Consider the following 18,790-nt stretch of genomic DNA (forward strand, 5'->3'; position numbering starts at 1 on the left):
AAGCAAGCACGCTTGCTTGTTAATTCGTAACCTTACGTTCGCTTGCCGTCTCTACGGTCGGAAACGTGAAAACGTCGAGACTTGTGGCCGTCGCCGTTACCCTCGCCTTCATGGCTGCCGGCTGCTCCACCACGGACCCGTCTACTGCAGACCCGACCCCCGACGAACCGTCGAGCATCCGGGTGGCGACGTTCAACGCCAGTCTCAATCGGTCCGCGGCCGGACAGTTGGTCACCGACCTGAGCGCGGAGAACGCCCAGGCTCGCGCAGTAGCCGACGTGATCTCCGCGAACTCTCCGGATGTGTTGCTGGTCAACGAGTTCGACTATTCGGGATCGGATGGCCCGACCCTCTTCAACGAGAACTATCTGGACGGGCAATACCCGTTCTTCTTCACTGCTCCGGTGAACACCGGCGTCGACTCGGGACTCGACCTAGACGGGGACGGCGCACTCGGTGGCCCCGGGGACGCCTGGGGATTCGGACAGTTCCCCGGCCAGTACGGCATGGTGGTGTACTCGAAGTTCCCGATCGACACCGGTTCGGTACGCACGTTCCAGAACTTTCTGTGGAATGACATGCCGAACTCGCTGTTACCGCGCGACTATTACGGAGAGAGCGCAGACGCGCTTCGACTGTCCAGCAAGTCTCATTGGGACGTGCCCGTCGACGTGAACGGGAAGACGCTGCACGTGTTGGCTTCGCATCCCACTCCCCCATCCTTCGACGGACCCGAGGACCGTAACGGTAAGCGCAATCACGACGAGATCCGGTTGAGCGCCGATTACATTTCCGGTGCCGACTACCTCTACGACGACAACGGCGTGCGAGGCGGACTCGACGAGGGAGCGTCGTTCGTGATGATGGGCGACCAGAACAGCGATCCGGTCGACGGCGACTCCGTGGCCGGTGCCATCGCACAGGTTCTGGATCTTCCGCGGGTTCGAGATCCGGCACCCACGTCCGATGGACATGGAACGGACACAGCCGATTTCGCTGATCCGACGCCGGGTGACCTTCGGGTGGACTACGTGCTGCCGTCGGACGATCTGACCGTGCGCGACTCGCAGGTGTATTGGCCCGATCAGGCCGAGCACCCGTCGGACCACAGACTGGTGTGGGTAGACCTCGAAATATGATGCGTGCGTGACCGATCTGCCGATTGTCGAGTTCGCCTACCCGGGCCCACTACGAGACACGCTGGTTGCGGCCGTGCTGTCCGGAGCGAAGACCAGCACGGCAAGCCTGTTGGCTCAGTACACCGACGAGGAGCTGCCGAGGGTCGGTGAACGCGGTGCGGTGGTGAATTCGACGGGTGCCGTGGTCGGGGTCATCGAGACCACGGCCGTCGATGTCGTTGCGCTGAGCGATGTTCCGCTGCAGCATGCGCTCGACGAGGGTGAGGGATACACCGATGTGGCGCAGTGGCGTGCCGGACACGAAAGATTCTGGCAGTCCGTCGAAGTCCGCGAGGAGCTGGGCAATCCGAATTTCACGGTGAACGACGACACTCAGGTGGTGCTGGAGCGATTCGAGCTGGCATGAAGGTCTGCCTGTGCCGCTGTCACCACAGCCTGAAGACCGCGGGCCTGTGGACTCCGGTCATCCTTGCTGATGGCGTCGAATTCTGGGTCTCCAATGCCGGCACCACTGCCGTCACCGTGCCTGCAACAACGCAGCTCGCAAATCACGGGCACCTTCCGACCGTCTACCGCAGACCCCAAGGCGCGGAACGACAGGCAGATTTATCGACCTCGAACTCGAGCAGCCGGGCTAGGAAGGTAGAGCGTCAGACCCGATCCGCGTAGACGACGATGTTGTCCTCGTAACTGGCGACATCCGAATCGAATTGGCCACCGCATGTGATCAGACGCAACCCTGGGTGGTCGAGATCGCCGTACACCTTCTGGGTGGGGAAAGCATCCTTCGGATACTGCTCCACAGCGCTGACGACGAACCGGACCGTACTTCCATCCTCGGCAGTGACGGACACATCGTCTCCCTGCTCCAGTTCGCGGAGTCGGTAGAAGACAGCCGGGCTACCGACCCAATCCACGTGGCCGGCAACGATCGACGGTCCCAGCTGACCCGGGATCGGCGATCCGGTGTACCAGCCCGCGGGAAAACCGCCCGGCGGGACCTCCATTGCTCCATCGGGATTCAACCCGAGGTCCATCACATCGGAATCGACACCGATCGCGTCGATCTCGATACGTTCGGGCGGAGATGCGACACCATCGGCCGAACCACCGCTCTGGGCAGGGATCGAATTGGGTTGAGCGACAACGTCAGCCGATGTCGCCGCTGACGTTCGAGTCGGAGCGGGTTCATCGACGGGTGTCGCACACCCCGACACGAGGGCCACCACCATCAGGCAGGCTGCCGCCGCAGCCCGCACTGCAACCCGGCGGCGGGTCACAGTGCGGGAAACTTCTGCAGCAGTATAGATCTCACTGTTCACGTGTAACTCAGCGACGACGACGGCTGAGCGCCAAGGCCGAAATCCCGCCTGCAGCAAGGACCGCAAGCACACTCAGCATCGATGTCATCGACGATGCATTCGGCCGCACGCTGGTGCTGCCATCGCCCGTTTCGACTCCACCGTTGGGAATCTGGGTGATCTGGCCACCGGGGTTGTACGTACCCGGCTGATCAGGGCCGCCCGGCTGATCGGGTGTGCCCGGCTGATCGGGTGTGCGCGGCTGATCCGGAGTGCGCGGCTGGTCCGGGGTGTTGGGCTGGTCCGGAGTCCGAGGCTGGTCCGGGGTGTTCGGCTGATCCGGCGTGTTCGGGTTGTCCGGCACGTTCGGGATACCCGGAATCGGCGGAAGCGTGATGCCGGGGATCGGCGGCAGACCCGGGATCGGGGGTACTTCGATGACGATCGGCGGCGTACCGCCACCACCGCCGTCACCCGGTGTACCTGGCGTTCCGCCACCATCACCCGGCGTACCGCCGCCGCCACCCGGGGCGGTCGTCGTTGTCGTGGGTGCCGGTGTCGTTGTCGTAGGCGCCGGCGGTGTGGTCGTCGTGACCGGAGGCGTCGTGGTCGTGACCGGAGGGTTCGTGGTCGTGACCGGAGGTTCGGTGATCCCACACTCTGCGTTGCTGATCGTGTTCGAGTCGAGGGTGACTGCGCCGGTCAAAGCCAAGAGTCGTCCCCGCACATCGGCATCCGTCGTCGCGGTGATCGACGCCTGCGCCATGACCGTGCCGACGAAATCGGTGCCGGTGCCGAGAGTGGCCGAGCTTCCCACCTGCCAGAACACGTTGCACGGGCTGGCCCCGTTGATCAGTGAGACACTGCTGTTCGAGCCCGTGATGAGAGTGGATCCGGCTTGGAAGATGAAGACCGCAGCGGAATTGCCTTGCGCATCGAGCGTCAGAGGCAGAGATCCGGTCAGTCCGAGTGTGTCGCCCTTGTACAGACCGGCATACCGAGTGGTGCCGCCCAGCTCGACGGGGACCAATTCAGGACCCGACCTGTCGGCAGCGTCGGTGTATGCAACCTGCAGAGCAGCTTTCGCATTCAATGCTCGTTCGTTCTTGTCATCGATCACGCCGTTGGTAATTTGGCCCTGCAGCAGTCCGCTGACGCTCGAAGGATTCCCGTCACCTGGGCTCACACCCACGGAGCCGTTGATCACAGATCCACCCGCATCGGTCACGGTGGAGCCGGCAAGAATTGCGTACGGATCTGCGGCACCGAGACCGACGGTGGGGACGCTGACAGCAGGTGATTGAGCGTCGGCCGAAGAGGCGTTGACCAGCATGAGCGCGCTGGTTGCCAGTGCGACGGTACCGACGAGGGGAATCAACGCCGAGCCCTTGCGTCGGGATGTGGACGGCGCAGGACGGTGTTGCGGAGAGTACATGGTGTGTACCGATCTGCTCGAGGAGATGCGTGCGAGGCTTGTTGCCGCACAACGCGTTATGAATATCGATTCCCCCGACGAGATTCGACAGAATTTGAGATGTCACGCGACGGTCGACGATGGTCACTGGAATTCACCAGGGGCGTCGAGGTCTCGCGGAATCCGTAGATCGGTGGCGTCGCCGGCTGGCTGTTCAACTGCGCGACATGAGTAGAGGGGGCGCGGAGGCTCGTGGCCCACTCCGCAACAGCGAGTTTCCCCGTATCTCTACGGTGTAGAACTACAGCACACCATGTGTAAGGTCTGGGGTCAAGCGAAAAGCGTTGGTGAACAATGAGATTGTTTGTCGACCGAAAGCCGATCGGCGTGCCGCTTACTCGAATACCGACATCGGCGGAGCAATGTGATGACCCCCTCGGATCGCAGTAGCCACAACTCTAGGGACAGAATCGACCACGAATTCGTCGTGTCGGCCGCCCTCGCCATCATCGACGACACCGGACTCGACAGCCTGACCATCCGCAGCCTGGCTGTCTCGATCGATCGCGACCCCATGACCGTGTACCGGTACGTCGCCACCAAGGAAGCACTACTCGACGCCGTTGCCGATTCGATTCTCGGAGACCTCGTGTCGGTGGACGGATCGGACACCGATTGGCGACGTCAGCTGACGATCTTCGGCCGGCACTATCGCGAACTCGCCTTGGCACACCCGCGCGCGGCCGTTTTGCTGGCGACTCGGCCCCGGTCCACTCCGCTGGGCCTGGGCACCACCAGGTCCCTGATGTCACTCGAAGGCATATTGAGCCTGTTTGCCACCGCGGGATTTACTGTCCCCGAGGCGCTCTCGGCCTACCGGTTGCTGATGTCGATGCTCCGCGGTCACGTGCTCAGTGAAACGCAGGAGACGACGGACAACCCGGACGAGACCGTCGACAGACTCAGCCTCGCGTTGCGCAGACTCCCGATCGAGGACTTCCCGATCATGTCCGTACTGCCGCCACTCATCACCGCATACGACGGTGCCCGCGAGCTCGATCGCGGATTGAAGGCCCTGTTCGACGGCCTGCGTCACACACCGTGACCACGGATCAGGCTCGGCGAATGGGCGCGAACGTCTGCACTGCATCCCGGGTGAAAAAGTCCAGCAATATCGCATTGGACAACGCGGGCTTCTCGACCAACACACCATGCGAGGTACCCGGGACAATTGCCAGCTCGGCGACCGGCATACTGCGGTAGAACTCGGCAGCATGCTCGATGCTCACCTCGTCGTCGTCACCGATCATCACCAGAGTGCGCACCGACAACGCGGCGAGATCGCTCGCAGTCAGTGCGGGATCTGCACTGTGCATATCGTCGAGCCGGCGTACGAAATCGCTACGGTCGGCGTCGCCGAGTCCGGACTGCCCGCCGCCCCAACCATCGCGATGAAAGACACTCGCGACGCAGGCGAGACGATCCACCAGATCCGGGCGTTGCAGTGCGACCAGTAGCGCTACGACACCGCCGTCGCTGCACCCGGCCAACCGCGTCCGTCGCCCGACGACCTGCTCGATGAACGCAATGGTGTCGTCGACCATGTCCGAGAACGTCAACTCGGAGGAGAGACCAGGCCCGGAAACATCCGGGGTGCGGCCATGCCCTCGACGTTCGGGGGTGAGCACCCGAAACGCCGAGGACAGCCCGGCGACAGTGACATCCAGCGCTCGCGCATCAGCGCCCCCAGGATGGAGAAGGACCAGCGGTTCCCCGTCGCCCACCTCGGCGTACCAGGTGTCCACCGAGCCGAGCCGAACCCAGTTCTCCGAATTCACGCCATCAATGTAGACCCGTGCCCACGTCGTTCGCTCGCTCTTCGTCGCGTTCCTGCTGAGCTGCAGCCAGACCCGACATCGTGCGCAGCGGCACCTCCTTGAGGAAGAGCACCAGGACGAATCCGAGGAGCATCAGGATCGACACGGCTAGGAACACGTAGTCCATCGCGTCGGAGAAGCCGATGCGGAACGGCTCGGCGAGCGCGGGATCGAGCTTCTGGATGAACGAACTGTCCTGCAAGGCACTACCGGCAACGGATGCATCACCCGAGGCGATGGCCTTCGCGAACCCGGACTCCAACGGATCGGCACTGGTGGCTGCGCTCTGCACGGCCTGCTGGAAGGCGGGCGTCGAACTCGCGGCGACCAACGCATCGCCGGTCTTGGGCGTCAGCTGCGTGAACAGCATCGACAGGAACACCGCCACGCCGACCGTCGCACCGATCTGACGGAAAAAGGTTGCCGCCGAGGTGGAGACGCCCATGTCCTTGGGCGGCATCGCATTCTGGATGGCCAACGTGAGCGGCTGCATCATCGAACCGAGACCGAGACCGAACACACCCATCACGACCATGGTCTGCCACAACGGAGTGTCGGCGTGCACGTAGTGGAACGTGAACATGGCGATCGCCATCAGCGCAGTGCCGACGATCGGAAAGATCTTGTACCGCCCCGTCTTCGAGATGATCGAACCCGACACGATGGACGCGATCATCAAAGCGCCGACGAGCGGCAAGGTCTGATAACCGGCGAGAGTCGGCGAGGAACCCTTGACCACCTGCAGGTACTGCGGCAGCAGCGAGATGCCGCCGAACATGGCTGCGCCTGCGATGACACTGACGGCAATACACAACGAGAACAACGGGTTTCGGAAGAACCGCATGGGGATCAGGGCGTCGTCGCCCATCTTGATCTCGGCGAGAACGAACGCGATGACGCCCACGATGCCGATCCCGAAGCACAGCAGTGCCCGCGGCGAACTCCATCCCCAGACGCGGCCCTGCTCGGCGATGATCAGCAGCGGCACGAGCCCGACGCTGAGAAGCACTGCGCCCCACCAGTCGACGCGGGCCTCGCGGCGGTAGACCGGCAGGTTCAGCACCCGCCAGACGACGACGAGCGCGATGATGCCCAGCGGAACGTTGATGTAGAAGACCCAGCGCCAGCCGGTGATGCCGAGAATGGACGACTGTCCGGCCAGCAGACCGCCGATGACCGGCCCGAGCACACTGGACGTACCGAACACCGCCAGGAAGTAACCCTGATACTTGGCGCGCTCACGCGGGGGCACGATGTCGCCGATGATCGCCAACGCCATCGACATCAAGCCACCTGCACCCAACCCCTGGACGGCCCGGAAAGCTGCAAGCTCGTACATCGATGTCGCGATGCCGCACAGCATGGACCCGACGACGAAGATCGAGATGGCCGTCATGAAGAACGGCTTGCGCCCGTAGAGATCGGAGAGTTTGCCGTACAACGGAGTCGAGACAGTGGACGTGATCAGATATGCCGTTGTCACCCAGGCGAGAACGGAGAACCCGTTCAGGTCGTCGGCGATGGTACGTACCGACGTGGACACGATCGTCTGGTCGAGAGCCGCCAGGAACATACCCATCATCAGACCCGACAGAATCGTCATGATCTCGCGGTGCGAGTACTCGCCACTCACCGCACTCGCTTCACGCTCGGCGGTCGCTTCAGGCTCGCTTACCATCTCTTTGTTTCACCTTTACGTAACGTTTGCTTGTGTCCTACAACGATATTCGGACCACCAGCATGCTCGTACAAAGCCGACTAAGCAAAGGTTTATTTGCGGCGCATCCGGTCTCGGACCTCGCGCATCGTGTGCGGGTGGATGCCGTCGGCCGCGAGCACCTTGCGCGTCTTGCGCCGTGTCGCCAGCACCCCGATGATCGCGATGATCCACACGGGAAACTGAACCAGCATCGCGACCCGGAAACTGTCGAAGTCGTAACCGCCCATGGCGTCGAGAATCCACCCGATCGCCGCGATGACCAACAGCGATGCCAGGAAGCCGCCGATGTTGACCATCCCCTGAGCCGTCCCCAGATTGGCACTCGGATTGAACGTGCGGGCGAGGTCGAATCCGATCACCGACCCGGGCCCACCCACGGAAATCACCACGACGAGAAGAACGAGCAGCCACAGCGGCGCAGGTCCGGGCAGCGACAGCACGATGGCCCACATCGTGGCGTTGCTGACCATGATCGCCAGCACCAGCCAGGACCGACGCATCGGGTAGCGCCCGGTGAGCAAACCGAGCACGATGCCCGACGCCACCGCCGACAGCACCGACAACGTCAGCAGCGCTCCGGCCGTCGACGCCGACAATCCCTGAGCGGTGGTCATGTACGGCACACCCCACAACAAGGCGAACGTGGTGATCGAGAACTGGGTCCCCATGTGCGAGAAGAATCCGAGCCGGGTTCCCGGTCGTCGCCACACCTCGCCGATGGAGTCCAGCGTCTGCCGCAACGACGTCGGCTCCGGTTCCGGAGCAGTGCTGTCGTCGGGACGATCTCGAATCAGAGCGAGCGAGAGGACGAGTGCGAGCAAACCCAGTGCCGCCGCGCTACTGAAAGCGAACGTCCACCCCGGCCCGTTCAACAGAATCAGAAACGGCACGGCCGAGAGCACCTGCCCGAGCTGACCCAGCAGCCCGGTCAACTGGGACACGATCGGCACCCGCCGCGGCGAGAACCAACGCGGCACCAGACGCAGGACCGAAATGAACGTCAGAGCGTCGCCGATGCCCACGAACGCACGCGCCGCCACCGCGACCGGCAGCGATTCGGTGAGCGCCAACGTGATCTGCGCCGACGCCATGATCAGCGCACCGGCAGCGATCATCTTGCGCGAACCGATCCGATCCAGCAGCACTCCGGCCGGAATCTGCATCGCCGCGTACACGACCACCTGCAGCACCACGAACGAGGACAACAGAGACGGGGAAATCGAGAACCGGTCCGCAGCGCTCAGCCCGGCGACCCCGAAGGCCGTCCGATGCAGCACCCCGATGACATACGCGAAGACGCCGATGCCCCACACCACCCATACGGTTCTCCCCGTACTCACCGTCTTCCCAATGCTCACGGGGCAATTGTGTCAACCACGCTGTGGAATGATCGGACCCGGTAGTTCGTAGAGCAGGAAAGCGAGTGACGTCATGGCCAAGCAAGTGCTGGTGCTCAACGGTCCGAACCTGAACATGCTCGGCACCCGTCAGCCCGAGGTGTACGGCCGTGCCACCCTCGCCGACGTCGTCGCCCTGTGCGAGAAGACCGCCGCCACACACGGACTCGACGTGAAAGCAGAGCAGTCCAACCACGAGGGACAGTTGATCGACTGGATCCACGAGGCACGCGGGGTGGCGTCGGGCATCGTCATCAACCCCGGCGGACTGACCCACACGTCGGTGGCGCTGCGTGACGCACTCGTCATCCCCGAGGTCCCGATCATCGAGGTGCACATCTCCAACGTGCACGCCCGCGAGGAGTTCCGGCACCACTCCTACGTCTCTCCGATCGCCAGCGGAGTCATCGCCGGACTCGGCATCGACGGATACCGATTCGCAATCGAAAGACTCGCAGCTCTTATTTGATACTGCTCTTATCTGATACTGCACTTGTTCGACCTTGCTCTCATCTGACACTCAGGTTGTCCTGCATAAACTGGTCGCCGTGAACACCAGCAACAAGGCATCGAGAGACGGCAGAGCGTCCAAGGACATCCGGGCAATGCAGAACGGCGACAAGAATCGTCGAACGTTGATCCAGATCGTCGTCGCGGTAGTTCTCATCGCACTCGTTGCAGCCATTGCTCTGTTCATCGTCAACAAGGATTCGACGTCGGGTGAGGCATCTCCCGACGCGAGTTCCACATCGGGCCCGCAGCTGACGCCCACGTCGCTCACCGCGAACGGTGCCATTCGTTTCGGCAACCCCGATGCCACCACTGTCGTCAGCGTCGTCGAGGACTTCCAGTGCCCGGCCTGCAAGGCATTCGAGTCGGTCAGCGGATCGACTCTGCAGCAGCTGGCCGACGCAGGCAACGTCGCCGTCGATTACCGTCCCATCTCCATTCTCGATCGCTTCTCGAACGGCACGATGTACTCCACCCGTGCTGCGAGTGCGTCGATCTGCGTCGCCGAGAACGATCGGGACAGTTGGATGAACTGGCACAACTCGATGTTCGTCGAGCAGCCCGCCGAGAACGGCAACGGTCTGCCCGACGACAAGCTCGTCGAGATCGCCGCCGCAGCCGGTGCCGACTCCCCCACCACCGCGTCGTGCATCACCGACGGCAGTTACACGGACTGGGTCACCACCCAGACTCAGACCGTCATCGGCGAGGGCATCAACGGAACGCCGAGCGTCCGCGTCAACGGCACCGACGTCGCCACCCCGACACCCGAGAACATCCTCGCTGCCGCCGCGGCAGCCGGAAACTGAGCAGCAACCGGTAACCGACCATGAGAACTCGCGCCGGCGCTGCAGTCTTCACACTCTTCAGCGCACTGGGGCTCCTCGCCGCACTGACCCTGACGATCGAACGATTCAAGCTCCTCGAAGACGCGTCCTACGTTCCGTCGTGCAGCCTGAATCCGGTGCTCTCGTGTGGGTCGGTGATGGTCACGAAGCAAGCCGCGCTGTTCGGATTTCCCAATCCGATCCTCGGAATTGTGGCGTTCTCCGTCGCCCTCGTCGCCGGTATCCTGTGGCTAGGCCGCGTCGAACTCCCGCACTGGTTCTGGCTCGGACTCAGTGCCGGTCTGCTGCTCGGCGAAGTGTTCGTGCACTGGCTGATCTTCGAGAGTCTCTACGAGATCGGTGCCCTGTGCCCTTACTGCATGGTGGTGTGGGCGGTGACGATGCCACTGTTCGTACTGGCGCTGAGCCGGCTGATCAGTACCGGCTCCAGTAATCCGGACGAACGCCCGGGCACAGTCGGCCGTCTTTTCCTCGAATGGCGGTGGACGCTGCTCGCCGTGTGGTACGCAATCGTCGTCGCGCTCATCGGAATCCGGTTCTCGGACTACTGGGGCTCGTTGCTCTGACAGTTTCGCAAAACTCATGAGTCGATCGGCTGCACCGTGCATGATGGTTGCAGCACCCGGGTGAGTCTGATCACAGCTCCTGGCTCGGGGAAGAACGATCGAGTAACAGGAGTCGAAGCATGGCAGGCGATCCCTTCGCAGTCATCGTTGCCGTCATCGTGTCTGCCGCAGGCGCAGTCGCCGGAACGGACGCCCCAGCTCCACTGCAGAATCAGGCGGTGAAGGATCAGGCAGCCGCGGTCGCTGCCGCTGCCGAGGACCAGGGCAAAACGATGTCCGACCAATGGGCAGACCTGATGGGCACCATGCCCGAACCCGCCGCTGACGTCGCAGACCGGACCCTGAACGACGCCGCCGAGGGACTGCACACCGCCGTCGAACCGATGCTTCCGGAAATGCCCACGGTTGCCGAGATCGAGACGCCGGAAGCGCCCACAGCAGTGACGCCCACAGCAGCCTCGCCCGCAGTGGGAATGGCTGCGGGTCTCACACCGGCGGCGATCACGCCGAGCGCCCCGCTACCCTTCAGTGTTTTTTCGTCGAATGCGGCATCCAGCGCCGTCGCCGGGCTCGCCACCGGCGCTCTGCAATTCGCCGGCCGCACGTACACCGCCGCCGACATCGCGACCCAGACGGCGTTCATGGCGTCGGCCGAAGCCATTCGGCGAGCACTCTTTCCCGGTCTACCCGTCACGTTCACCGGCATCAATGTCGGTCCGATCGGTTTGGGCGCGGTGGGAGCGATCACCGCGTTCGTTCCGTGGTTGCAGAAGGCAGGCAACATCTGCGGCGGCGTCAAGGCCACAACGATTGCCGCACTCTATGCCGCCGAGAACGGATTTCGATACGGTCCGACAGCTCCGGTATCGAGCACCGGCGCACAGGGACCCGGCCAGTTCATGCCGGGAACGTGGGCAACCTACGGCAAGGACTACGACGGCAACGGCGTGGTCGACGTCAACAGCATCGGCGACTCGGTCATGGCGTCGGGAACGATGCTGTGCGACATCTATGGACAGGTCGACGGCTGGAAGCGCGACGGCAAGGTCTCGGGCGACACGACGGACCTGACCCTCGCCGGATACAACGCCGGAGCGGGTGCAGTGTTGCGCTCGGGCGGAATGCCTTCGGGGTCAGTCGATTACGAGACTCAGACCAAGCCCTACGTAGCGCGCATCCGGGCCACCGAGGCCCAGTTCGCTGCCATCCTCACTCCGTTCGCCGGGCTCGATCTCACTGGAATGGGCGGGCGGGCAGTGCAATTGGCGATGGATTACCTGGGCCTGCCGTACGTGTGGGGCGGCGGAAACATCAACGGACCGTCCGGCGGCGGATTCGACTGCTCGGGCCTGACGTCCTACGCACTGTTCAAGGCCTCGGGCGGAAAGGTCACCCTGCCGCGTACGTCGGAGACGCAGTGGAACGTGGGCACCGAGGTGCCGATGGCCCTCGCCCAGCCGGGCGATCTACTGTTCGGCAACTGGGGCGCGGCGGGCCCGGGACACGTGGCGATCTACATGGGCAACGGGCAGATGGTGCATGCGCCCACCACCGGTGACGTGGTGCGGGTGGCACCGGTGTTCGACGGGATGCGAGCTCGCCACATCCTCTGACGGGTATCACGTGGGTCCACCCGCGTACAGTGCGGACGTGACCAATGCACGCGTGGAACCGGCCGGCTTCGACGACGAACTGGCACCCGAGCCGCCGCCCGGTGAAGGCTTCGAGACGAGCTGGCCAGTACGTACCGGCGACATCGACCCCAACAACCGACTCCGGTTCGACGGTGTCGCGCGCTACCTCCAGGACATCGGCACCGACAATCTCGACGCCACCCCTCTGGGTAAGACCGACCCGATGTGGATCGTGCGACGCACCGTCATCGACGTCTTCGAGCCCATCCACTTTCCCGACCGCGTGCACCTGCGGCGCTGGTGTTCCTCGATGTCGACGCGCTGGTCCAACATGCGGGTGGCGGTGACGACCCCCAAGGGCGGTCGCATCGAGACCGAGGGCTTCTGGATCAACATCAGCAAGGACACCGGCATGCCGACGCGCATCAGCGACGGGGCACTGGAGATGCTGGCCAAGACCACCGATCAGCACCGCTTGCGCTGGAAGGCGTGGCTGACCGAACCGGTACCGTCGCAATCCCAGAACGATATCGAATTCCCCCTGCGCGCAACCGATATCGACCCCTTCAATCACCTCAACAACGCGGCGTACTGGCACGCGGTCGAAGAACTGCTCGTGGACTTGCCGCACCTGGCCGCAGCGCCCCACCGCGCCGTCATCGAATACCTCACGCCGGTACTGGCGAACGAACGCGTGACGCTGCGTCACCGCTACGAGGGTGGAGCGCTGACCGTCTGGTTCGTCGTCACCGGAGCCTCGGGCGAACCCACGGTCCGGACCGTCGCCAAGGTTGCACCCAAGGCCTGACGATCGAGCTTGCCGCGCGGGGTACGCGGCAAACCGTCGACGATCGCGATGACGACGGGCAGACTCGGGTCGGGGAGCAACGAACGCAGGTGCCGCCGTATCTGCGCCACCGTCGGTGAATCAGTCTGTGCTACAACCACTCCGGCGACCGGTATCTCTCCTGCTCGGTCATCGGGCAGGGCCAGAACTCCGGCATCGAGAACACCGGGGACCGACAACAGCGCCGCCTCGATCGGGGGCAACTCGACCGTGAGGCCGGCTCGAACGATCGTCTCGCTGCCGCGGCCGAGCAAGGTCAGCTGGCCCTGGTCGACGCTGCCGCGATCACCGACCGTCATCCACCCGTCGACCGGTCCGTCCGTCAGGGTGGTGCGCTCACCCACCCGACTCAGATAGCCGTCGAACAGCATGTCGCTGCGCACGTGCAGCAGTTCTCCCCTGGTCTCCACCTCGACGCCGTCGAACAGCGCCCCCTCGATCTCCGCCCCCTCGGACGTTCGACGGTCGTAGGAGACGAAGCTCAGTTCCGACGCGCCGTAGAAGTGCGTCATGGTCGCGTTCGGTAGCACCGTGGCAAGTGCCGCCCGACCCGACTGCGGCCATCGCGCCGCAGACGACAGCACCTCGCGGACGCTGGGGTATTGCACGTTCGACCGCGCGATGTCCCAGGCGATCGTCGGTACCGAATACAGTTGTGTCGGAGCATCTTCGAGAGCGGCCGCCGCCGTGCGCAGGTCCACCGTCGCGCCGCGAGTAAGCCCGTGCAACGCACCGTAGAGAAAGTGCGTGTGATCGAGAGTTCCCGATGCAGACACTCTGTCGCCCGGACCGAGATCGAACAGAGAATCGGAACGGTCGAGCGTGGCCGCCCAGGACGCCTGATCACGAACGAACAATTTCGGTGGGCCGGTGGTTCCGGAGGTGATGCCCACGAGCAGTTCGGCGCTGCCTGCCGGCGGATCGACGCGCGCAACACGGTCGCCGGCGAGCTGCTCGGGTGCCAGCACCGCGTCGGCACCCCACCTGTGCAATCGTGCGTGCTGACGCGGATGCGCCACGATGAGCGACGGTGCAGTGACCGACATCGCGTCGACGAATTCGCCGGGTAGCAGATGCCGATGCAGCAGAACGACACTCACGCCGGCATGCATCGCGGCCGCGACGACGACCAGCGAGTCGATGTCCGACGTCGGCAACACCGCGATGCGACGCATCCCGGCCATCGACCCGGCCGCACGTTCCACCCGACGCCACAGATCCCGGTACGTGATCCGACCGGTCGCGTCGACGATCGCGATGTCTGCCCGGTCGCAATGCTGCGCTATCCGCGCGGTGAGAAGATCACTCGTCATCTGCAACGTCGTCATCCACACCGTCGTCGTCCACACCGTCGTCGTCAACACCGCGCGCCACCAGAGCGTCGCCCATCGCATCGGCGGTACGGAGCGCACGCACCAACACCGGTGTGGCCAGGGCCGTCATCGACCACTGCAGGCCGCGGGCCTTCCGGGCCTGCGACACTTCCTGCACGATCGACGCCAACAACGGTATGCAGCGAATGGCAAGGGCGAGAAGCAAACCGATTCGATCCGGGTCGACGCCGAAACGGCGGACGGGACCGAGTGCTCGGGTGACGGTATCGAGCATGTCGGTGATCCGGGTGGTCAGCGTGACCAATGCGGCCAACGCGACGGAGACGATCAGCACTCCGCAGACCACCACTGCGCGTTGCCAGGTGGTGATGATCACCTGGAACACCCCGATGATCAGCAGCATCCACAGCACCGGACGTAGTTGCGCCAGAGCTACTTTCGCAGGGATGCGGGCGACCGCGAACAGTACTGCGACCATCACGGCAACCACGCCGACCTCGAGCGGTGTGCGTGCGAGAATCACCGTCGCCAGAATGGCAACGATCAGCGCCAGCAGTTTCGATCCCGGACTCATCCGATGCAGCAACGAATCACCGGGGCGGTAAAGACCGATCATCCGATCAACTCGCGGTAGGCCGGGACCGCGGCAGCCGGGGTGCCGTCGAATGCAATTCGCCCGTCGTCGATGACGATGACGCGCTCGAAACCGTCCAGCAATGCCAGCTGATGAGTCACGACGATGACCTGCTGGTCCATCGAATTCAAGGCGTCTGCGACGACGCGGCCGTTACGCAGATCGAGCAACGTCGTCGGCTCGTCCGCGACGATCACCTCCGGCCGCCGGATGAGGACGGCCCCGATGGCGAGCAACTGCTTCTGTCCACCGGACAGCAGATGAGCAGGGTGGTCGCGGTGCCGATCGAGTCGAAACCGGACGAGCATCTCGTCGACACGCTCGGCCACCTCGGTCTTGCTGAGCCCGGACCTCCGTAGCGAGAACGCGAGATCCTCTGCGACGGTGGGCATGACGATCTGAGAGTCGGGATCGGTGAAGACGAAGCCGACCTTCTTGCGGACCTGCGCGCCCTTCTTGGCCGCGTCGATTCCGTCGACCGTGACCCGGCCGGTATCGGGCTTGATCAACCCGTTGATCATGCGGGCCAGCGTGGATTTTCCCGATCCATTGGACCCGATGATGCCGATACGGCGTTCGTCGAATTCGAGATCGATGCCGCGCAACACCTGCCGCTCGCCGAATGCGTGAGAGATGTTCTCGAAGGCGACCGTACTCATGACACTCTCTCCACCAGCATTGCTATTCCCTGCCCGCCGCCGATAGCGCAGGCCGCCAACCCCAGCGCGGGGCCTCCGGGCTGCAGCATACGAGAGAGCAACCGCACCAACAATATTGCGCCCGACGCTCCCCACGGATGCCCCATTGCGATGGCACCACCGTCCGGGCAGATGCGGTCCTCGTCGATGCCGAGCTCGTCCGCGACGGCAAGCACGACCGACGCGAAGGCCTCGGTGATCTCGACTGTTTCGATGTCGCTCAGCGCCACCCCGGTGCGGGCGAGCAGTTTGTCGATCGCGGGTACCGGTCCGAGCCCGGGAAGGGCAGGATCGGACCCGGCAACAGCGCTGCCGAGAATGCGCAGCGCCGGCATGCCTGCGGCTCGCTCGAGGCTGGTGACCGCCAGAACGGCTGCGCCGTCGGAGATTCCACACGAGTTGCCGGCGGTCACGGTCCCATCCGTGCTGAACGTGGGGCGCAGCCTGCCCAGGCGCTGCGTCGTCATGTTGGGCCGAATGCGCTCGTCGGTAGCCATGTTGTTCACAGCCACGATTTCCGCGGAGAAGTCGTACGCTGCCGCTCGGGCGAAAGACCGTGCAGCATAGGCATCCTGGCGTTCGCGACCGATCCCACGACGCCGCGCGAGATCATCCGCCGCTACACCCATGTCCGGGTCGTCGAACCCGTCGGGCGCGAACGGCGCTCGAGTGTAGCGGACCGGCTCCGCGTCGCCGACGGGCGGCCAGAACCGCCACGGGCTGGTACTCGCAGATTCGACTCCCCCGGCCAGAATCATTGTCTCCTCGCCGCTCCGGATGCGCGACGCGGCCTGGGCCAACGCGTCCAACCCGGATCCACACTGGCGATCGACGGTGACCCCGGGGACAGCGAACCCGAGCCCGGCACCCAACGCCGCCACTCGGGCGACGTCACCGCCTGGGCCGAGGCAGTTGCCGAGAATCACGTCGTCGATCGGAACACCGAGCGGATCGATCTCTGCAGCAACAGCTTCCAGAACCGGTACCGCCAAGTGAGGTGCCGTGACATCGGCGAACCCATGCCCTGCGATACCGATGGCGGTCCGTTTACCCACGACAACAACGGGTGTGGGCGTCACGCCAGTGCTCCTCGTGCGATTTTTCCGCTGGCGGTGCGGGGCAACTGCTGTACCACCGTCCACCGCCTCGGTAGTGCCTCTTTGGTCATGATCGCTCGGGCATCGGCGCGCACCACGTCCAGATCGCGTGAACCGTCGAGTTCGAGGACGGCAGAGACGGTTTCGCCGAGAACGGAGTGCGGGGTCCCGATTGCCGCGGCGGCGAGGACGCCGTCGATCGAGACCAGTATTCGCTCGACGTCCTCGGCGATCACGGTGGTGCCGCCGACGTTGATCGCCGCATCTCCGCGCCCGTGGACGACGAGTTCCCGGCCACGCACGTCGGCCAGGTCGCCGACGGCGAACCAATCACGTGCACTCGAGGCGGCGTAGGGGGACCGCACGAACAGGTAACCGTCGTCGGTGCGCACCTCGACGTCGCGAAGCAGCGCCAGTGACGGCTGCTCACCCACCACCCTCGCTGCGATCAAGGACAACTCGGCGGCCCCATAATATTCGACCAGTCTCACACTGTCCGGAACAGACCGAGCTGCAACGGAGTCCAGCATCGTTCCAGCAACGACCGCGATCCGAAGGTGCGGCATCTGCGGGGCGACGTCCCGCAACACAGCGGGGACCGCATGTACCACCGTGGCTCGCGCACGGTGGTCGGTGACACAGGCACCGAGCCACAGCGCATGAAGCGCCGCGAACAGATGCATCGTGGCGTGCAGGGGTCCGGTGATCGCTACCGAATCCGTGGGACGAATGCCGGTGATGTCGGTGAACTCGGCGAAGCTGTCGACCCACGACGCCGCGGTCCGCGCGAGCGGCTTGGGCCTGCCGGTGGAACCGGAGGTCGCAACCAGCAGGAAGGCGTCGGGGTCGGGGTCGCCGCTGCGTTCGGGCCTGGCGGCCGGGTCCTCGACTCGCACCGCGCACCCCTGCCGAGCCGCCGCGACAACACAGACCAACGCGTCCGGCAGATCCAGTGCTGACGCGTCGTGTGATTGGGCGTCGTGTGATTGGGCGTGTGCCGGGAGGTGAGGCCACTGCTCGACGGCGGCGTCGAGTTCGGCGTAGGTGAGACTGCGACCGCGCCAGACGATGGCGGTGTCCTGGTCTCGACCTCCCAGCGTAAAAGTCACCTCTTGATCAGTCCCGGGTAAGCGCGGTGCACGCTCTTGGCGACGACCGTGGCGACGACGACCTTCGCGATGTCGCCGGGCAGGAACGGTCCGTTGGTGGTGATCGCGGCCCAGAGCCCGACGTCGGTGCGGAGCAGCAATCCGATGGTGCCGAAGATATAGATGACGAGGATTCCGCCGACGGCGTTGATCAGCAGTCCGAGCACGATCGAGTATTTCGGCAGGATGCGGGCGGTGAGCCAGCCGATGATCAGCGCTGCCGGAATCCAGCCGATCAGGTATCCGACGGTGGGGCCGGCCATCGCCGCGAGGCCGGTGCGTCCGCCCGCCAGCAGCGGCAGGCCGATCATTGTCAGGGCGAGGAACACCAGTACTGCGGCCGTGCCCTTGCGTGGTCCCAGAACTGCGCCGGCCAGGATGATGCCGAGTGTCTGCAGGGTGATCGGGACTCCGGAGAAGCCCACCGTGATTGATCCCGGTAGTCCGAGCGCGGCGATGAGCGCCGCGAACACCGCGATCTGCGCCATGTCGCGGGCGGAGACGTTCATTCGACCGACCTTACGGCTCGGCGGGCGAGTACTGCTGTCGATACCTGACACGGTGGCTCCTCGAGGAAGGGGCGATCACCTGCCCCAGATACTTGAACGGCGTTCAAGGTAGCAGGT

Annotated in this window: 19 protein-coding genes; 8 read left to right on the forward strand and 11 right to left on the reverse strand. The window is 64.3% G+C overall.

Going from position 1 to position 18,790, the window contains the following annotated elements; translation table 11 throughout:
• The first annotated feature begins 65 nt into the window (after nucleotides 1-65).
• On the forward strand, nucleotides 66-1,139 hold the full coding sequence (locus CH278_RS19975) for an endonuclease/exonuclease/phosphatase family protein (protein WP_094622696.1): 1,074 nt from the start codon (nucleotides 66-68) through the stop codon (nucleotides 1,137-1,139).
• Nucleotides 1,140-1,146: 7 nt separating this feature from the next.
• Nucleotides 1,147-1,545 carry an ASCH domain-containing protein gene (locus CH278_RS19980; RefSeq protein ID WP_032386257.1) on the forward strand — a complete coding sequence of 133 codons (399 nt, stop codon included), beginning with the start codon at nucleotides 1,147-1,149 and terminating at the stop codon, nucleotides 1,543-1,545.
• A gap of 244 nt (nucleotides 1,546-1,789) precedes the next feature.
• Here the strand turns inward: CH278_RS19980 and CH278_RS19985 are convergent, their stop codons facing one another.
• Both CH278_RS19985 and CH278_RS28155 read right to left on the reverse strand, forming a co-directional pair.
• Complete coding sequence (locus CH278_RS19985) at nucleotides 1,790-2,419, reverse strand: class F sortase (protein ID WP_218828722.1); 630 nt, start codon at nucleotides 2,417-2,419, stop codon at nucleotides 1,790-1,792.
• Nucleotides 2,420-2,468: 49 nt separating this feature from the next.
• Nucleotides 2,469-3,875: an ice-binding family protein gene (locus tag CH278_RS28155; RefSeq protein WP_094622697.1), complete on the reverse strand. Its 1,407-nt coding sequence runs from the start codon at nucleotides 3,873-3,875 to the stop codon at nucleotides 2,469-2,471.
• A gap of 406 nt (nucleotides 3,876-4,281) precedes the next feature.
• Between CH278_RS28155 and CH278_RS19995 the strand changes: the two genes are divergently transcribed.
• A complete protein-coding gene (locus CH278_RS19995; RefSeq protein WP_032365304.1) occupies nucleotides 4,282-4,959 on the forward strand; it encodes a TetR/AcrR family transcriptional regulator C-terminal domain-containing protein in 678 nt (225 codons plus the stop codon).
• Between the two features lie 7 nt (nucleotides 4,960-4,966).
• Here CH278_RS19995 and CH278_RS20000 read toward each other — a convergent pair whose 3' ends face one another.
• The 3 genes from CH278_RS20000 to CH278_RS20010 form a co-directional block, all read right to left on the reverse strand.
• The gene (locus CH278_RS20000) at nucleotides 4,967-5,692 is read right to left on the reverse strand and encodes an alpha/beta fold hydrolase (RefSeq protein ID WP_094622698.1); all 726 of its coding nucleotides are present in this window, start codon (nucleotides 5,690-5,692) and stop codon (nucleotides 4,967-4,969) included.
• Nucleotides 5,693-5,696: 4 nt separating this feature from the next.
• Nucleotides 5,697-7,409, reverse strand: coding sequence for an MDR family MFS transporter (locus CH278_RS20005; protein WP_045840698.1), 1,713 nt, complete (start codon nucleotides 7,407-7,409; stop codon nucleotides 5,697-5,699).
• A gap of 92 nt (nucleotides 7,410-7,501) precedes the next feature.
• A complete protein-coding gene (locus CH278_RS20010; RefSeq protein ID WP_373557340.1) occupies nucleotides 7,502-8,809 on the reverse strand; it encodes an MFS transporter in 1,308 nt (435 codons plus the stop codon).
• A 73-nt stretch (nucleotides 8,810-8,882) separates the two neighbouring features.
• Here CH278_RS20010 and aroQ point away from each other — a divergent pair, with 73 nt between their 5' ends.
• The 5 genes from aroQ to CH278_RS20035 all read left to right on the forward strand — a co-directional run bounded on the left by aroQ (nucleotide 8,883) and on the right by CH278_RS20035 (nucleotide 13,214).
• Nucleotides 8,883-9,317, forward strand: a complete 435-nt coding sequence (aroQ, locus tag CH278_RS20015) for a type II 3-dehydroquinate dehydratase (protein WP_032365301.1) — start codon at nucleotides 8,883-8,885, stop codon at nucleotides 9,315-9,317.
• Nucleotides 9,318-9,396: 79 nt separating this feature from the next.
• Nucleotides 9,397-10,167: a DsbA family protein gene (locus CH278_RS20020; protein WP_179274513.1), complete on the forward strand. Its 771-nt coding sequence runs from the start codon at nucleotides 9,397-9,399 to the stop codon at nucleotides 10,165-10,167.
• A 20-nt stretch (nucleotides 10,168-10,187) separates the two neighbouring features.
• Nucleotides 10,188-10,772 carry a vitamin K epoxide reductase family protein gene (locus tag CH278_RS20025; protein ID WP_032399416.1) on the forward strand — a complete coding sequence of 195 codons (585 nt, stop codon included), beginning with the start codon at nucleotides 10,188-10,190 and terminating at the stop codon, nucleotides 10,770-10,772.
• A gap of 119 nt (nucleotides 10,773-10,891) precedes the next feature.
• A complete protein-coding gene (locus CH278_RS20030) occupies nucleotides 10,892-12,385 on the forward strand; it encodes a C40 family peptidase (protein WP_032399417.1) in 1,494 nt (497 codons plus the stop codon).
• Nucleotides 12,386-12,422: 37 nt separating this feature from the next.
• The gene (locus CH278_RS20035) at nucleotides 12,423-13,214 is read left to right on the forward strand and encodes an acyl-[acyl-carrier-protein] thioesterase (RefSeq protein WP_080730012.1); all 792 of its coding nucleotides are present in this window, start codon (nucleotides 12,423-12,425) and stop codon (nucleotides 13,212-13,214) included.
• On the opposite strand, the gene CH278_RS20040 is transcribed toward CH278_RS20035, so the two are convergent.
• The 6 genes from CH278_RS20040 to CH278_RS20065 are packed head-to-tail and all read right to left on the reverse strand — an operon-like array spanning nucleotide 13,118 to nucleotide 18,673.
• Nucleotides 13,118-14,665, reverse strand: a complete 1,548-nt coding sequence (locus CH278_RS20040; RefSeq protein WP_256991895.1) for an AMP-binding protein — start codon at nucleotides 14,663-14,665, stop codon at nucleotides 13,118-13,120. The genes CH278_RS20035 and CH278_RS20040 overlap by 97 nt on opposite strands.
• On the reverse strand, nucleotides 14,556-15,203 hold the full coding sequence (locus tag CH278_RS20045) for an energy-coupling factor transporter transmembrane component T family protein (protein ID WP_094622700.1): 648 nt from the start codon (nucleotides 15,201-15,203) through the stop codon (nucleotides 14,556-14,558). Before CH278_RS20045 ends, CH278_RS20040 begins: the two co-directional genes overlap by 110 nt.
• A complete protein-coding gene (locus tag CH278_RS20050) occupies nucleotides 15,200-15,880 on the reverse strand; it encodes an energy-coupling factor ABC transporter ATP-binding protein (protein ID WP_027498187.1) in 681 nt (226 codons plus the stop codon). Before CH278_RS20050 ends, CH278_RS20045 begins: the two co-directional genes overlap by 4 nt.
• Nucleotides 15,877-16,998, reverse strand: a complete 1,122-nt coding sequence (locus tag CH278_RS20055) for a thiolase family protein (RefSeq protein WP_032390369.1) — start codon at nucleotides 16,996-16,998, stop codon at nucleotides 15,877-15,879. The genes CH278_RS20050 and CH278_RS20055 overlap by 4 nt, the downstream gene beginning before the upstream one ends.
• On the reverse strand, nucleotides 16,995-18,125 hold the full coding sequence (locus tag CH278_RS20060) for an AMP-binding protein (protein ID WP_179274512.1): 1,131 nt from the start codon (nucleotides 18,123-18,125) through the stop codon (nucleotides 16,995-16,997). Before CH278_RS20060 ends, CH278_RS20055 begins: the two co-directional genes overlap by 4 nt.
• On the reverse strand, nucleotides 18,122-18,673 hold the full coding sequence (locus CH278_RS20065) for a biotin transporter BioY (RefSeq protein WP_239535631.1): 552 nt from the start codon (nucleotides 18,671-18,673) through the stop codon (nucleotides 18,122-18,124). Before CH278_RS20065 ends, CH278_RS20060 begins: the two co-directional genes overlap by 4 nt.
• Nucleotides 18,674-18,790 lie beyond the last annotated feature (117 nt).

The organism is Rhodococcus sp. 05-2254-5, assembly GCF_002258575.1.
In the GTDB taxonomy this organism is placed as follows: domain Bacteria; phylum Actinomycetota; class Actinomycetes; order Mycobacteriales; family Mycobacteriaceae; genus Rhodococcoides; species Rhodococcoides fascians.

Bases quoted from the DNA above. Each gene is read 5' to 3' on its own strand.
- CH278_RS20050 (WP_027498187.1), bottom strand. From the start codon at position 15,880: ATGAGTACGGTCGCCTTCGAGAACATCTCTCACGCATTCGGCGAGCGG.
- CH278_RS19995 (WP_032365304.1), top strand. From the start codon at position 4,282: ATGACCCCCTCGGATCGCAGTAGCCACAACTCTAGGGACAGAATCGAC.
- CH278_RS20025 (WP_032399416.1), top strand. From the start codon at position 10,188: ATGAGAACTCGCGCCGGCGCTGCAGTCTTCACACTCTTCAGCGCACTG.
- CH278_RS28155 (WP_094622697.1), bottom strand. From the start codon at position 3,875: ATGTACTCTCCGCAACACCGTCCTGCGCCGTCCACATCCCGACGCAAG.
- CH278_RS20005 (WP_045840698.1), bottom strand. From the start codon at position 7,409: ATGGTAAGCGAGCCTGAAGCGACCGCCGAGCGTGAAGCGAGTGCGGTG.
- CH278_RS20045 (WP_094622700.1), bottom strand. From the start codon at position 15,203: ATGATCGGTCTTTACCGCCCCGGTGATTCGTTGCTGCATCGGATGAGT.
- CH278_RS20065 (WP_239535631.1), bottom strand. From the start codon at position 18,673: ATGAACGTCTCCGCCCGCGACATGGCGCAGATCGCGGTGTTCGCGGCG.
- aroQ (WP_032365301.1), top strand. From the start codon at position 8,883: ATGGCCAAGCAAGTGCTGGTGCTCAACGGTCCGAACCTGAACATGCTC.
- CH278_RS20030 (WP_032399417.1), top strand. From the start codon at position 10,892: ATGGCAGGCGATCCCTTCGCAGTCATCGTTGCCGTCATCGTGTCTGCC.